Below are 15,436 nucleotides of genomic sequence, written 5' to 3' on the forward strand. Positions count from 1 at the left end.
GGTATTCGAGTCATCGCTATCAACGTCTTGAGTGATTCTTCAATGACAAACCATATCAAAGTAAAAAGCCATATTCACCGAGGCGAATATGGCTTTTTTGTAGGGTAAACGTTGTTTACTAGCGAATGATCATTTGATCGCGCTCTGGTCCAACAGAAACCATGCTAACGCGCACACCCATTAAGTCTTCAATACGTTCAACATATTGTTGTGCGGCGACTGGCAGGCTCTCGAAGGTGCGACAACCGGTAATATCTTCGCTCCAGCTTGGCATTTGCTCATACACTGGGCTCAACGCGGCAGTTTGTGGCCAAATTGGGTTCTCAGTGTGCTCACCTTCATAGGCAACACATATTTTCAGATCTTTCATGCCTGACAGGCAATCAATCTTAGTTAGGGCAATTTCAGTTGCCGCTTGCAACTCAACACCATTACGGGTGGCAACAGCATCGAAGTAACCCATGTCACGTGGACGGCCTGTGGTTGCACCAAATTCATTGGCGTTTTCACGGAAGGCGTCTTGCTCTTCCATAGCCGTCACTAAAGTGCCAGTACCTACTGATGAGCTAAAGGCTTTCGCTACCGCAATCACGCGCTCTGGGCGCAGGGCTGGTAAACCACTACCGATACCTGCGTAAGCCGCAGTCACGTTTGATGAGGTGGTATAAGGATATTCGCCGTAGACTAAGTCGCGGCCAGCACCTAATTGCGCTTCAAACAGTAAGCTTGCATCTTGTTTTTGTAATGCTTTTAATGGCTCAGTCACATTACAAATAAATGGACGCCATGGCGCAGTCACTTCTAACAACCATGCGGTCATTTCAGCGGCGGTTTGATTAAAATCGCAGCTTGGATAAAGTGCCTTTAATTGTGGCATTTTCCAGTCGAGCATAAATTGAATACGTTCTTGCAGCACTTCAGGTTGGTTTAACCAACCGACTAAAATGCCTTTTTTCATCACGCGATCACCATAGGCAGGTGCAATCCCTTGACGGGTTGAACCATAGGCTAAATCGCCAAGACGTTGTTCTTCTAAGGTATCTTCTAATGCATGTAAAGGTAAGCACAGGGTCGCACGGTCAGAAATGCATAACTTAACATCAACACCGGTCGCTTGTACTTCAGCAATTTCTATGCTGAGCTTTTCAGGGCTGATGACCATACCAGGGCCTAATACTGCGATGCAGTTAGGGTTGAAAATGCCACTTGGTAATTGGTGTAATTTAAAGGTGCCATAGTCGTTGACTACGGTATGTCCGGCGTTGTTACCGCCTTGAAAGCGAATACTGGCAGCGGCATCCGCGGCTAAATAATCTACGATGCGGCCTTTGCCTTCATCACCCCAATTTGCACCCACAACCACGATCGACGGCATAACAACATCTCCTCATTGATTAAGACGCTATGCTAGACCCGTCATTTGAATAAGAGAAATTAATTATGGTTATCATCTCAATAAGGATTTCATATATCATTGGCTATAATTAACGCTAACACGCAGCAAAAGGAGGTTTTATGCTCGATATCCATTGGTTAAAGACCTTTGTGACTTTGGCTGAACATAAGCATTTTGGCAAAGCGGCCACGGCGCTGCATATGACGCAGCCTAATGTTAGCTTGCATATTAAGCAGTTAGAGCAAAGCACTCGAGTCAAGCTGATTGACCGTAATCCCTTTCGATTAACGCAAGCGGGATTTCGCCTGTTAGAGAGCAGTCAGAAAACGTTAATGGAGCTGCAAATTTGTCAGGCGGATCTCAATGCGATTAACGACCTTAGCCAAGGCACCTTGACCATTGCCGCCAGCGACATTATCTCGCGGTTATTGTTGATCCAGCCGTTTCAGCTCTTTAAGGCGGAGTTTCCGGGGATCGATTTCTCGCTGCTCAATACCACATCATCCCAAGCTTCTGAACTGGTGAAAAATGCTGAGGCCGATTTAGGGTTTGTGATCGCGCAAAAGGAGAGTCAGCCGCTGCATTTTACTGAGTTACAGCAGATAAAATGGTGTGCAATAGGGGACAATTTACAGCAATGGCAGCAGGCAAACCTCTCTGTGGATACGCCCTTGGCTGAGCAACCGACGTTGATTTTACTGGGCCATGATACGCGAACCCGCGAATTGCTCGATCCCGCACTGCCGTCGCTGAATTTGCCTAATTACAGAATTATGGAGGTGGGCAGTGTGGACGCGCAAATCGATTGGGCCGAGGCGGGGTTTGGGGTAGCTATCGTGCCGGAGTTTTCGGTTTATACTAAGGCGAATTTGACCACTAAAGTGACTCCTCTGCCACAATTTCCCACAACCAGTTTGGGCTATATTGTGCGCCAGAATCAGATCCTGTCTAAGGCCATCAAGCAGCTATTATATTGGGTGAATCAAGAGATCATTCGCTCGCAGCGGTAATTTCTCATTCGCTTGCAGCGATAGGGGATTAGTCAGCGACTAAGAGTAATTTTTCGTATTGGCCTGTGGCTTTTAGCTGTGATAAGCCCGCATCGAGTTGGGTCGCTAAGGTCTGCGCCTGTGGATTTTCCTTCGAGAAGGCTAAAAAAATATCGCTGCTATGGTTAGCAAATACAGGAATGACGTCATCATCTACGCCCATTTTTTTCAGGTTTTCTTTCGCGACTAAATCGAACATTAAGGCGGCATCTATGCGTCCAATCAACAATAAATTAATTAATTGCTGCTGATTAGCGACGGTGACGATATTGAGCTGTTGCTGTTTGACTAATTTGGGAAACTCATCGCCATATTCATAGCTTTTAATTACTCCAATAACCGCGCCTTTGGGTAGTGCCCATTTGTTATCAGCCAATATAGGTTTTTGTTTCTTTTGATAAAATGATGCGGTTGCAACAAGCAGTGGGGTTTTGCCAAAGATAAAACGTTGCTCGGTGCTGTTCTCGCGGGTGACATTAAATACGCCGTCTACTGCGCCTTTTTCTGCCATCATCAAGGCACGAGAATAGGGCACTACTAAGCTATTTACTTCAATATGCGACTGCTTAAAGGCGGCTTGAATTAAACGGTGGGAAATACCTTGGCCAAACTGATTGGCAAAGGGCGGCCAACTGTCTTCTGCAGCTAAAGTTATCGTCTGAGGTTGGGATTCTGCGGGCACAGCATTGCTTTCTTGGGCGAGTGCCATGTTGTAAACCATAGATGCGAGTAATAAAACGACGCCAAGTATTAATGCTGAGGGCAAATTTAATGCCTGCTGCATCCTGAGCTTCACTCTGTTCCCTACACGCATTTTGCTGCCATCTCCCTGCTTAATATATGGCTTTTATAGCATAAAGAATTATATCTAGACTAATGATTTGAATATTAATTATTGATAGCGAGTACTTTTGTGATGTTTATAGGATATTTCAACAACCTCAGTTCGCTGTGTGCGGGTCTATTACTTTCGTTTACTGTGTTTACCATATTTAAGTGGGATTTTGCGCTGGGCAACGAATGAACAGGCTTAGCATTTTTGCTAAGTAGAAGAAATTGAAATGGATAGGTTTCAAAACTGCCATCAAACGAACCGCTAAAGTGCTTAGTGAGGTTCGTTTGATGGTGTGTTGTGTTGTGTTGATGTTAGCTGGGCTATTTGATCTTAGTGGCTTGCATCGTAAACCAAGTCTTATAGGGCTGATACTTGTCATAGCACCAATGGAATAGCGTGCTATAGAAGAAGAAAAAGATTAAAAAAACCGCTTCTAAGCCCATGGCTGCCAACCAGCCTATCTGTAAAAACCAAGCGATGGTCGGTATGCTAATGAAAATAAGTCCCCCTTCAAATCCAAAGGTATGCAGTATTCGGGTTTTTAAAGTGCGTTGCTTTCGATTTGCCCCAAATACCCTGTCGAATCCAAGGTTGTAGAAGTAGTTCCACACCACGGTATAAAGACTCAAAGCGATACCGACTATGACAAGCTCACTGGTTCCCTTGCTTGATATGAGGGCAGAAACCGGGATAATAATCGCGAGGGCAATTGCTTCAAAGAGTAAGGCGTTAAAGATACGTTCTGTCGTTTTCATGGCTATTTCCCATTCATTCAATGTGACTATGGCCATAATTTTATCTAGTATAGGGATAACTAATAGTTAGATAGTATCGGTAAAAGCAATATGTTTAGTCTCGAACAACTCGAAGCCTTTATGGAAACCGTAGAATCTGGTTCATTTTCGAATGCCGCAAGGCAACTTAAGAAAGCACAATCCGTGGTTAGCCAGCATGTGATGAATCTTGAAATTGACTGTGGGGTTGAGTTATTTGACCGTTCGGGTCGTTACCCAGTATTAACGGCCGAAGGCAGTAAATTACTGCCCTACGCAAGAGCGACGATTCTTCAACATCGTAGACTCAAACATACCGCCTTATCGCTTTTTGGTCGTCAATCTTCAGAAGTGTGCCTTGCGGTGGATGAAGGTATTCCGATACAGAGAATATCCGAAATCATACGGTTGTTAGAAAGTGATTTTCCTAATATCGAACTCGAATTTCTCAGTGCCTCAAGCATAGATATTATCGACATGGTGCATTCTGGAAGAGCATCAACAGGGCTGATCTTTAGTGAATTATCTATGCCAAGTAGCATAGATTTTGAGAGTATCGGGGTGATTAAATTCGATCTTTATGTGGCGAGTTCGCATCCCTTAGCAAAATCAGTTGCACCGAACATGGACGCATTGCGACTGTATCGACAATTACTCATCCGCTCACGTAATACTCAAACCAGTAGTTTTCAGCAGGCGTTTAGTCCTGATGTTTGGTATGCCGATAACTATTACGTGTTATTGGAGCTCGCATTACAGGGCCATGGTTGGTGTCTGTTGCCAGAGCACATGGCATCCAGCTCAGTTTTATCGGGCAACTTGACTCGGGTCCCTATAGAGTTTGAGCAGATAGGCTGGTATGCAAACGTCGATGTGATCCAGCATCAAGATAAAAGCAGCCTGCCATTATTGAAACGACTCAGACAACTGTTTAGAGAACTCTTGGTTGTGCAGAAGTAAATGGCTGGGCAGAAATAAAGCAAAGCATAAATAAAACCCCAGTAAGTGAGGACTCGACTGGGGTTATTGTTTGTGCACATCAGGATTTATGCATTAGGATTTATGGATCAGGACTCATCATTGCACGGAAAGTTAGCTAGCACTAGCTCGGCGACTTTGCGTAATTCATTCGGGCAAATCCCACTGGTCGCTTGTACGGCCATGCCTTGCAAAACTGTGCCTACATAACGGGCAAGCAGTAACGGCTCGGCATCTGCGGGCAAATCCCCTTCATCTTTGGCGCGTTGCAGTCGTTCGCACAGGGCGATTTCACCGTCGCGACGACGATTAATCAAGGTATCTTTAATCGCTTGCCCTGCTTCACTGCAGGTTAATGCCCCTTGAACAATCAAACATCCCTGCGGATGGCTTTTATCCACAAAAGAGCTCGCAGCCCCGAGCAGCATCGACTCGACCACCAGATAGGCGGTTTTCTGCTCAAGTGCGGGATAGAAAAACGCACAGGGGCGTTGTTCATATAATTCTATCGCTTTGAGAAATAACTGTTCTTTATTGCCGAAGGCGGCATAAAGGCTTGGCTTATTAATGCCCATAGCTTGGGTTAAATCGGTTAACGACGTACCTTCAAAACCTTTGCGCCAAAAGACTTCTAAGGCTTTTGCTAATGCATCGTCAGTGTCAAAAGCTCGTGGGCGACCAACACAGGGCGTCTGGGTGACGGTTGACATCATTAGGCTCCTCAATTCTCAATTGCCCCTAGGATAGACATGGGTTTAGTCCCTGTCCAGCCACACTTGCTACCTATGACGGACTTAGGGGATATGTCTACTTAGTCATTCAAGGTGTCACCTAAGTTCAGCATGGTATCTGCGTTAGTCAGTGTTTGCTTCAATATTCATCAAAATGCTTTGCAGTTCAAACTCGTAGCCTTTTGCCTCTGGACGCATTGCATGCCTAGGGTAAGTGCACACTTTTATTTAAATACCGTTCGGTACGTAAATTTGTTGACAGCATCATTTTACACTATATATTACCGTCCAGTACAGAATATTTTTTACCAGTCGGTATTTAATTGGTTTGGTTTGTAACACAGCTGCATGTGTGTGGTTCGAACAGCGTGAAATGCCCGCCACTTTGAGGATAGTAATATGATGAGTAACAAACCTTTACGAATAATGATGTTAACGGCTGTGGCTGCTTTCGTCCTTTCAGCTTGTGGTGAGCAAACAGCGCAGCAGGGACCTGCACCGAGTGCGCCTAAGGTGGATGTCGCTCAGGTATTACATGAGCGAGTCACCGAATGGGATGAGTTTACCGGTCGTTTACAGGCGCCAGAAAGTGTCACCCTTATCCCGCGGGTGTCGGGCTATATAGACTCAGTAAATTTTAAAGAAGGCGCCTTAGTGAAAAAAGGCGAAGTGTTATTTCGCATCGATCCAAGCGTGTTTGAAGTGGAAGTGGCCCGGTTAAAAGCAGATCTTGCTAGCGCACTCTCTGCTGAGCAACTGGCCACTAATGATTTTGAACGAGCACATAAGTTATTTGACCAAAAGGCGGTCTCGGCCGAATTACTCGATACCCGTGAGTCGAATAAACGTCAGACTGCAGCCGCAGTCGCTTCGGTGAAAGCAGCACTCATGCGCGCCGAGCTTGATTTAGCTTATACCCAAGTGCAAGCGCCGATTGATGGCCGCGTATCCTACGCTAACGTCACTGCGGGTAACTATGTCACCGCAGGGCAGAGTGTGCTGACCAGCTTAGTCTCTACCGCCAGCATGTATGCCTATTTTGATGTGGACGAGCAAACCTACCTTAAATACGTGAAGTTAACCGCGCAGAACAAACGTAACGATCCCCGTGCTGGCGATAATCCTGTTTACATGGCTTTAGCCAATGAGCGCGATTATCACCATATTGGCATGGTCGACTTTGTGGATAATGCGATGGATAAGCAGACGGGTACTATTCGAGTGAGGGCCACTTTTGACAATGAAGACAATAACCTATTGCCAGGCTTGTTTGCGCGTCTTCGTACTGCGGGCAGTGGCGCCTATGAGGGGATCTTGATTGACGATAAAGCGGTTGGCACAGATCTCAATAATAAGTTTGTGCTGGTCGTCGCTCATGATGGCACGGTCGAATATCGCGGTGTGACCTTAGGCGAAAAAGTCCAAGGACTGCGCATTGTAACCCAAGGCTTGATGGCCGAAGACAAGATCGTCGTCAACGGTATGCAACGCGTTCGTCCTAAGATGCAAATTGAGCCAAACATAGTGGACATGGTCGACAGCTACAAGCTCGAGGCGCTACGCCAAGCCCAGTTAATACTCGATAAAAACCAAGAGCATTTGACTGCGCAAGCGGTCGAAACGGCTAGCCGCGGTTAAGGAATAGAACACCATGTTGTCGCAGTTTTTCATTAAAAGACCAATATTTGCAGCCGTGCTGTCATTGCTGTTTCTTATCACGGGGGCGATTGCCGTTTGGCAGTTGCCTATTACCGAATATCCAGAGGTAGTGCCACCAACGGTAGTGGTCACTGCTAATTATCCTGGCGCAAATCCTAAAGTGATTGCCGAAACTGTGGCTTCACCGTTGGAGCAGGAAATTAACGGCGTCGAAGACATGTTGTATATGTCATCGCAGGCGACGTCCGATGGACGCATGACCTTGACCATCACCTTTGCGATTGGCACGGATGTGGATAAGGCACAAACCCAAGTGCAGAGCCGAGTGGATCGCGCTATGCCCCGTCTGCCGCAGGAAGTACAGCGCTTAGGTATAGTCACCGAAAAATCATCGCCAGACTTGACCATGGTGGTGCATTTGTTATCGCCGGATAACCGTTACGACATGTTGTATCTGTCTAACTATGCGGCGCTAAACGTCAAAGACGAGTTAGCGCGGATTAACGGTGTCGGCGCTGTACGTTTGTTTGGCGCCGGCGAATACAGCCTGCGGATTTGGCTTGATCCCAATAAAGTCTCGGCGCTGGGTTTATCGCCAGCGGACATTATTGCCGCCGTACGTGAGCAAAACCAACAGGCAGCAGCGGGCAGTTTAGGCGCGCAGCCCAGTGGCAGTGCTGACTTTCAACTTTTAATTAACGTGAAAGGCCGTTTAACTGAACTGTCTGAATTTGAAGATATCATCATCAAAGTTGGTCAGAATGCTGAAGTGATCCGCCTTAAAGATGTCGCGCGGGTGGAACTCGGTGCAACGAGTTATGCGCTGCGCTCTTTACTCGATAATAAGGATGCGGTCGCTATTCCTGTATTCCAAGCATCGGGTTCTAACGCGATTCAGATTTCCGACGATGTGCGCGCCAAAATGGCTGAGCTGTCTAAAGGATTCCCTGAAGGACTCGAATACGAAATCGTTTACGACCCAACAGTGTTCGTGCGTGGCTCGATTGAAGCTGTGGTAAAAACCCTGCTCGAGGCAGTGTTGCTGGTGGTGTTAGTGGTGGTGCTATTCCTGCAAACTTGGCGCGCATCGATTATTCCGCTGGTGGCCGTGCCTGTGTCTTTGGTCGGTACCTTTGCCTTTATGCATCTGCTCGGTTTCTCGTTAAACGCCTTGTCGCTATTTGGGCTGGTGCTCGCCATCGGTATCGTGGTTGACGATGCCATCGTCGTGGTCGAAAACGTCGAGCGTAATATTGCCGCAGGATTAAGCCCAGTTGCGGCAACACAAAAGGCGATGAAGGAAGTGACTGGCCCGATTGTGGCAACCACCTTAGTGCTGGCGGCGGTGTTTATTCCAACGGCCTTTATGAGCGGTTTAACCGGGCAGTTCTATAAACAGTTTGCCTTGACTATTACTATCTCGACCTTTATCTCGGCGATTAACTCACTCACTTTGAGTCCGGCATTATCGGCGCTGTTACTCAAGAGCCATGATGCACCTAAGGACGGCTTAACGCGTCTAATGGATAAGTTGTTTGGTGCTTGGTTATTTGTGCCTTTTAATCGCTTATTTAACCGTGCATCCGATGGTTATGGCTGGTTAGTGCGTAAGGTTATCCGTTTTGGCGGCATTATTGGTCTAGTGTATTTAGGCATGGTGGCGTTAACGGGTGTGCAATTTGCCAATACACCAACGGGTTATGTGCCCGGCCAAGATAAACAGTATTTAGTGGCCTTTGCTCAGTTGCCCGATGCGGCATCCCTTGAACGTACGGATAGTGTGATCAAGAAGATGTCTGAGATTGCGCTAAATCACCCCGGAGTCGCGCACTCGATTGCCTTCCCTGGCCTTAGCATCAACGGTTTTACCAATAGTCCTAACTCAGGCGTGGTGTTTGTCGCGCTCGATGATTTTGACTCGCGTACCAGTCCTGAACTGTCGGCGAATGCCATTGCAGGACAGCTGAATCAGCAATTTGCTGACATTCAGGATGCGTTTATTGCCATCTTCCCGCCGCCACCTGTGCAAGGCCTCGGCACTATAGGAGGGTTCCGTCTGCAAATTCAAGACAGAGCCAACCTTGGTTATGAGGCCTTGTATCAGGTGACCCAACAAGTGATGTACAAGGCGTGGGCCGATCCAAAATTAGCGGGGATTTTTTCCAGCTATCAAGTGAACGTGCCACAACTTGAACTGGATATCGATCGGACTAAAGCGAAACAGCAGGCAGTGTCGCTCGATCAAATTTTCCAGACATTACAAACCTATGTGGGTTCAACCTATATCAACGATTTCAATCGTTTTGGTCGAACCTATCAGGTGAATATGCAGGCTGACGAGGCGTTCCGTCAAAGCCCGCAGCAGATAAGTCAGCTAAAGGTGCCGAATCTGAATGGTGACATGATCCCGTTAGGTTCGTTCATCAACGTCAGCCAAAGTTCAGGCCCAGACAGAGTGATGCACTATAACGGTTTCACGACCGCTGAAATCAACGGTGGTCCAGCGCTAGGAGTGAGCACTGGCCAAGCGCAGGCGGCGATTGAGAAAATTTTGGCTGAAACGTTACCTAATGGTATGACTTATGAGTGGACCGAGCTGACTTATCAGCAAATTCTCGCGGGTAATACGGGTCTTTTGGTTTTCCCGCTGGTGATCATCTTAGTGTTTATGGTGCTAGCTGCCCAGTACGAGAGCTTAAGCTTGCCATTGGCGATTATCTTAATCATCCCAATGACCTTACTTTCAGCCCTCAGTGGTGTACTGATTTACGGTGGAGATAATAATATCTTCACCCAAATTGGCCTGATAGTACTGGTGGGGCTGGCGACTAAGAACGCTATCTTGATTGTCGAGTTTGCAAAGGAGAAACAAGATCATGGTATGGCACCTATGGAGGCGATATTAGAGGCTGCAAGATTACGTTTACGTCCTATCTTGATGACATCTATCGCCTTTATTATGGGAGTGGTGCCTATGGTGTTCTCCACTGGTGCGGGCGCCGAGATGCGCCAAGCCATGGGCGTGGCAGTATTCGCCGGTATGATTGGGGTGACTGTATTTGGTCTTATCCTAACGCCGCTGTTTTACTATGCCTTAGCAAAGAGAGGCAGTAAAAAAGCCGATGAGCATAAAGAGATAACCGTCGGTTAAGCTTGTTTTCTAGTTGAAAAACACATGAAAGGTCTACATTGAGTAGGCCTTTTTTGTTTATTCACGGCGAGAGCGATTAGATTTGACTATCTTTAGCTGTGGTTAATTAACATTAGGTCAATTGATGTTTAGTGATGGTATTGCTCGCCAGATTAAAACTAAAACCAGAAATGAGGAATATCGTTGGTATTTTCTGGATCATCAATAAGAAACAATGAATAACTATTACCGGACCATTCTGTTAGCTTATAACTTATTGCCACTTGAGCGCGTCATTATCACAGTATGATTAGAATGGTTACTGTTTTACGACTTTTCTATATAATTTGATGATTATTCAATACATTAGTAATGTACAATGCTAGATGAATCTAGATCGTTTTTTTACGCAGAACTCAGCTAAGGTACTTGTTGGCCTTGCATCACTATGCCCGAGGTAACGGATGATCCTATATCGCGTTTTATATGCGTTAGTACTTTGCGTTTTGATCTATTTCACGCCTCAAGTCATGGCTGCTGAACTCAATATTAATGTAGTAGATCTGCAACAACAGGCCATTGCCGATACTGTTGTGGAGCTGATCCCTGCAGTGATGCCCGATAATGCAATACCTATCGAGCATTATGAAATGTCGCAAAAAAATCGAACCTTTATCCCCTTTGTGCTGGCGGTGCCTAAAGGTGCAAAGGTGGATTTTCCCAACTTAGATCGTACTCGCCACCATGTGTATTCTTTTTCAGAAGCTAAACCTTTCGAACTTAAATTGTATGTGGGTCAGGCCGAAGCGCCGATTCAGTTTGATAAACCCGGTTTGGTCGCGCTTGGCTGTAATATTCACGATTATATGCAGGCATTTATCTATGTGGCAGATAGCCCTATTGTCGCGGTGACGGACGAAAAAGGTGAGATCCAGTTTAAGGGACTTATCGCCGGTCAATATAAAGTTAAGCGCTGGCATCCATGGCAGAAGGCGGCATCAGACCCAACGGATTTACTGATAGTTAATGGTCCTAATCAACTCAGTCTGTCCTTAGACATTGAGCGTCAAGCTAAACCGTCGGCTCCGCCGTCGGGATTTGGTCACTACGATTCTGAAGGTAAGCCATTACATGCTAAATAGTTTTCGCGCTCGGCTGATTTTAGTTTTCTTTATTGTGCTGACGTTAGTGCAATTTGCCACGGCATTTTCCGTGTTGACAGCGACCGAAAAAGATAACTTTTTACAGCAACAGAAAAGCCTCGATATTGGCGCGAATGTGTTTCTTGAAGTGTTATCGAATCGCGGTATTCAGCTCAGTCAAAGTTTGTCCGTACTCAGTGCCGATTTTGGTTTTAAGCGCGCGATTGCTACTGGTGAGCAAGAAACCATTGAGTCAGTGTTATCTAATCACGGCTCTCGTATTGGTGCTGACGCCGCTGTATTGTTATCACCTAAAGGGGAGCTCTTGACCTCGAGTTTGCCCGGACTCACTCAGGATGATATTCAATCCTTATTTAATATGACCACCAGCAATCATAATGCGTTAGCTATCCTTAATTTTGATCATGCTAGCTATCAGTTTGTGCTGCAGCCGGTGAAGGCGCCGACCTTAATCGCTTGGGTTGGCATGGGGTTTCTATTAGATGAGAAGGTCGCCCAACAAGCTAAAGCCATTACGGGCATCGATGTGAGTTTTGTCAATCAGGCAACGGGCCGCACTGAAATCGCTTCAACCTTATCAGATAATGAAAAGTTAAGCGTAATTGAGCAGACGAGCTTATTGCCTAGCTTGCTGAAAATGCCTAGTGAAAGTATTCCCGTAGATCATCTGTCTATGGGCATCAAACTTTATGATCACAACGGCAGCCAATTAGCGCTACTACACCAATCAAACCTCAAGTGGCAGCAAAGTTATCAGCAACTACGCAATAATATGCTGCTGATTTTTGCTTTGACCTTAGCACTGGCGATTGCGATTGCGATTTGGTTATCGGGCAGTTTGACTGAACCCGTGCATCAACTTGTGAATTATGCCCGCAAAATCGGTCAAGGTAAGCAGCCTGCCAATATTCAAGGTGCGCCAGCAGAGCTGAGGGTGTTGGCCAAGAGTTTGTCCTTAATGCGCGATGATATTGAAGCGCGGGAAAAGGATTTAGTCTACCAATCTCGCCACGATAGCTTGACAGGTTTACTCAATCGTTTTGCCGCAAAACAGCATTTGGCGGATCTTAACGATAAATTATCCGGTGCTATGGTGTTGTTAGATATTAAACATTTCCGCCATATCAACGATATTATTGGTTTTGCCAATGCCGATACTTTGTTACTGCTTTTTGCTCGTCGCCTAGAGCAATTGGCACCGACACCGGATTTACTGGCGCGTTTAGATGGTGACTCATTTTTACTCCTTTACAGTCAAGGGATCCGCCCCGAGCATTTGCTGAAATCATTGGATATGTTGGAGTCGCCATTTCCAATCCAAGGCTCAAACATCTCTCTTACCGTGCGTGCGGGATTACTTGAAATCGATGGTAATGGTGCTGATATCGATGTGTTAGTGCGCCGCGCCGAAATTGCCCTCAATCAAGCCTGTCTCGAAGAGCAACGTATTGTCAGTTATCGTCAAGGCGCCGATGAAAAGTATCAGCGTGAGCTGACGATTATCCGTGATTTGCCTATAGGTTTAGCGCAAAACCAATTGTATTTAGTGTTCCAACCTAAAGTGGATTTACACCTAAACCAGTGCACTGGCGCCGAAGCATTGATCCGCTGGCAACATCCTACGCTAGGGTTTATTCCGCCCGATGAATTTATTCAACTGGCTGAAAATTCAGGCAACATTGATATTGTTAGCCAGTGGGTATTGAAGCAGGCAATTCAGCAATTAGTGGCATGGCAGCGGCGGGGTATAGTGCTAAAACTGGCTATTAACCTGTCGGCCCATGATTTAGTCGATACTCGCTTACCAAATCAAATCGCCATTTTACTGAAAGATAATAATCTGCCAAGCGGTGCACTCTGTATCGAAGTCACTGAAGGCGCCGTGATGAAAGATGCACAGACAGTGGTGAGTGTATTACAGCGATTCCGTGACATGGGCGTGTCTGTTGCCATTGATGATTTTGGCACAGGTCATTCATCATTAGCCTATTTGAAAATTTTACCCGTTAATGAAGTGAAAATTGATCGCAGCTTTATCAAAGACATGCTCACGGATAGCCAAGATGTGATGATAGTCGATACGAGTATTAAATTGATCCATGGCTTAGGTTTTACCGTAGTAGCCGAAGGGGTTGAAGAACAAGAAGGTGTTGAGATATTGCGCAATCTTGATTGCGATATCATTCAAGGTTACGTGTTTTCGAAACCCTTAAAAGCGGCTGAATTTGATCTGTGGTTCGAGGCGTTTAACCATCCAAATACCTCTGATGCATAAGCGCGTTTACTCAAGTCAATATGCAAAGACGTTAGACTAACGATTCATCGTCGAAAGAATGAGAGCGGAGCATCAAGTGAACATTTCCATAAATGCATTGAAGTTGAATTCATTAACTTGGAATTATGTTAAGGCTTTGTCTTGCCTATTTTTACTATTGGGTACTGTTCCTACGTTTGCTGAAGATAGCCGTGTGGTCGCGACTGGCGGCGGGACGATGATTGAAGGCAGTGCTGGCGGTGGTATAGTGCCATGGGCCGTGATCAACGGTTATGGTAGTAGCGGTGAATGGTCGGCAACGGCGATGGCGACTTGTGTCTATGTCGATGATTTTACGCTGAAAGTGATCGGCGCTTCTTTGAGTTTTGATAATCGATTCGAGCTGAGCGCTGCGCGGCAAACCTTTGATTTGGATACTATGGGCGGCGAGTTAGGCCAAGATATCTTCGGCGTAAAATACAAGCTTGCCGGAGAGCTGCTTTATACGGCTATGCCGCAAATTACCTTAGGTGCCCAGTATAAAAGAGTCGATGACTTTGCGATTCCTCAGGCTGTTGGGGCGCGGGATGATTGGGGTTTAGATGTGTATGTTGCTGCCAGCAAAGTATTTTTTGATGCGGTAGCGGGACGAAATGTATTACTGAATGGGACCGTGCGCGCGACCAAGGCGAATCAAACGGGTTTATTGGGTTTTGGTACTCAAGCCAATCATGATTACCAGTTTGTGCTCGAAGCCTCTGCCGCGGTATTGCTGACGGATAATGTAGCGCTGGGTATCGAATATCGCCAGAAACCCGATGAGTTAGCTTTTGCCCGTGAGGATGATTGGCAAGATGTGTTTTTAGCGTGGTTTATCAATAAGCATCTTTCCGTGGTTACTGCCTATGCGAATTTGGGCAGCATTGCAGGGTTTGAAGAGCAACGGGGTTGGTACCTGTCGGTGGAGGGGGCGTTATGAGGCGTTTACGGGTGAAGCTAATACCTTTCGTCGCAGTGTTTTTTTTCACTGGCTGTGCGGTGCAAACGACCGAAACCTCAGCATCACAAACTCACTCGAGTCGCCAAACCGCAAGCCATCAAACCTTATACCAAGATTTAGGTGGTAACGCAGGCGTATCGGCGATAGTCGATGGTTTACTGGCTCGTATTGCCACAGATCCACGCATAGTGCATCACTTTCAAGAGACAGATATTGCGTTATTTCGTGAGCGTGCCATTGAACATTTTTGTCTGGTTGCCGATGGCGGCTGCGTGTATCACGGCGAAAGTATGGCGCACAGTCATAGAGGCTTGAATATTACTCAAGCGGATTTCGATGCCTTAGTCGGCCATTTGATTGAATCGATGAAAGAGCAACATATTCCGCTATCGACCCGTAATGCCTTTCTAAAACGTCTCGCCCCTATGTATACGGACATTACCTATCAGTGATTTGCTTCATCTTTAA

General features: G+C 46.2%; 12 protein-coding genes. 8 read left to right on the top strand and 4 right to left on the bottom strand.

Features of this window, described 5'->3' with window-relative positions:
• Positions 1-118: 118 nt before the first annotated feature.
• The gene (locus L5M71_RS18065; RefSeq protein WP_263208824.1) at positions 119-1,375 is read right to left on the bottom strand and encodes an adenylosuccinate synthase; all 1,257 of its coding nucleotides are present in this window, start codon (positions 1,373-1,375) and stop codon (positions 119-121) included.
• A gap of 140 nt (positions 1,376-1,515) precedes the next feature.
• Between L5M71_RS18065 and L5M71_RS18070 the strand changes: the two genes are divergently transcribed.
• On the top strand, positions 1,516-2,406 hold the full coding sequence (locus L5M71_RS18070) for a LysR family transcriptional regulator (protein WP_006082669.1): 891 nt from the start codon (positions 1,516-1,518) through the stop codon (positions 2,404-2,406).
• A 28-nt stretch (positions 2,407-2,434) separates the two neighbouring features.
• Here L5M71_RS18070 and L5M71_RS18075 read toward each other — a convergent pair whose 3' ends face one another.
• On the bottom strand, positions 2,435-3,259 hold the full coding sequence (locus tag L5M71_RS18075; protein WP_263208826.1) for a substrate-binding periplasmic protein: 825 nt from the start codon (positions 3,257-3,259) through the stop codon (positions 2,435-2,437).
• Between the two features lie 341 nt (positions 3,260-3,600).
• On the bottom strand, positions 3,601-4,035 hold the full coding sequence (locus L5M71_RS18080; RefSeq protein ID WP_263208828.1) for a PACE efflux transporter: 435 nt from the start codon (positions 4,033-4,035) through the stop codon (positions 3,601-3,603).
• A 90-nt stretch (positions 4,036-4,125) separates the two neighbouring features.
• Here L5M71_RS18080 and L5M71_RS18085 point away from each other — a divergent pair, with 90 nt between their 5' ends.
• On the top strand, positions 4,126-5,013 hold the full coding sequence (locus tag L5M71_RS18085) for a LysR family transcriptional regulator (RefSeq protein ID WP_263208830.1): 888 nt from the start codon (positions 4,126-4,128) through the stop codon (positions 5,011-5,013).
• A 107-nt stretch (positions 5,014-5,120) separates the two neighbouring features.
• Here the strand turns inward: L5M71_RS18085 and L5M71_RS18090 are convergent, their stop codons facing one another.
• Positions 5,121-5,744 carry a TetR/AcrR family transcriptional regulator gene (locus L5M71_RS18090; RefSeq protein WP_263208832.1) on the bottom strand — a complete coding sequence of 208 codons (624 nt, stop codon included), beginning with the start codon at positions 5,742-5,744 and terminating at the stop codon, positions 5,121-5,123.
• Positions 5,745-6,161: 417 nt separating this feature from the next.
• Here L5M71_RS18090 and L5M71_RS18095 point away from each other — a divergent pair, with 417 nt between their 5' ends.
• The 6 genes from L5M71_RS18095 to L5M71_RS18120 all read left to right on the top strand — a co-directional run bounded on the left by L5M71_RS18095 (position 6,162) and on the right by L5M71_RS18120 (position 15,420).
• Positions 6,162-7,400 carry an efflux RND transporter periplasmic adaptor subunit gene (locus tag L5M71_RS18095; protein ID WP_263208834.1) on the top strand — a complete coding sequence of 413 codons (1,239 nt, stop codon included), beginning with the start codon at positions 6,162-6,164 and terminating at the stop codon, positions 7,398-7,400.
• 13 nt (positions 7,401-7,413) lie between these two features.
• Positions 7,414-10,572: an efflux RND transporter permease subunit gene (locus tag L5M71_RS18100; protein WP_263208836.1), complete on the top strand. Its 3,159-nt coding sequence runs from the start codon at positions 7,414-7,416 to the stop codon at positions 10,570-10,572.
• Between the two features lie 443 nt (positions 10,573-11,015).
• Entirely contained in the window at positions 11,016-11,693 is a 678-nt protein-coding gene (locus tag L5M71_RS18105) for a methylamine utilization protein (RefSeq protein WP_263208838.1), read from the top strand.
• Positions 11,683-13,989, top strand: a complete 2,307-nt coding sequence (locus L5M71_RS18110) for a GGDEF domain-containing phosphodiesterase (protein WP_263208840.1) — start codon at positions 11,683-11,685, stop codon at positions 13,987-13,989. Before L5M71_RS18105 ends, L5M71_RS18110 begins: the two co-directional genes overlap by 11 nt.
• Before the next feature lie 76 nt (positions 13,990-14,065).
• Positions 14,066-14,947 carry a DUF3034 family protein gene (locus L5M71_RS18115; RefSeq protein WP_263208843.1) on the top strand — a complete coding sequence of 294 codons (882 nt, stop codon included), beginning with the start codon at positions 14,066-14,068 and terminating at the stop codon, positions 14,945-14,947.
• A complete protein-coding gene (locus L5M71_RS18120; protein ID WP_263208845.1) occupies positions 14,944-15,420 on the top strand; it encodes a group I truncated hemoglobin in 477 nt (158 codons plus the stop codon). The genes L5M71_RS18115 and L5M71_RS18120 overlap by 4 nt, the downstream gene beginning before the upstream one ends.
• Positions 15,421-15,436 lie beyond the last annotated feature (16 nt).

The sequence above is a fragment of the Shewanella sp. SW1 genome (assembly GCF_025653545.1).
Classification (GTDB): domain Bacteria; phylum Pseudomonadota; class Gammaproteobacteria; order Enterobacterales; family Shewanellaceae; genus Shewanella; species Shewanella oncorhynchi.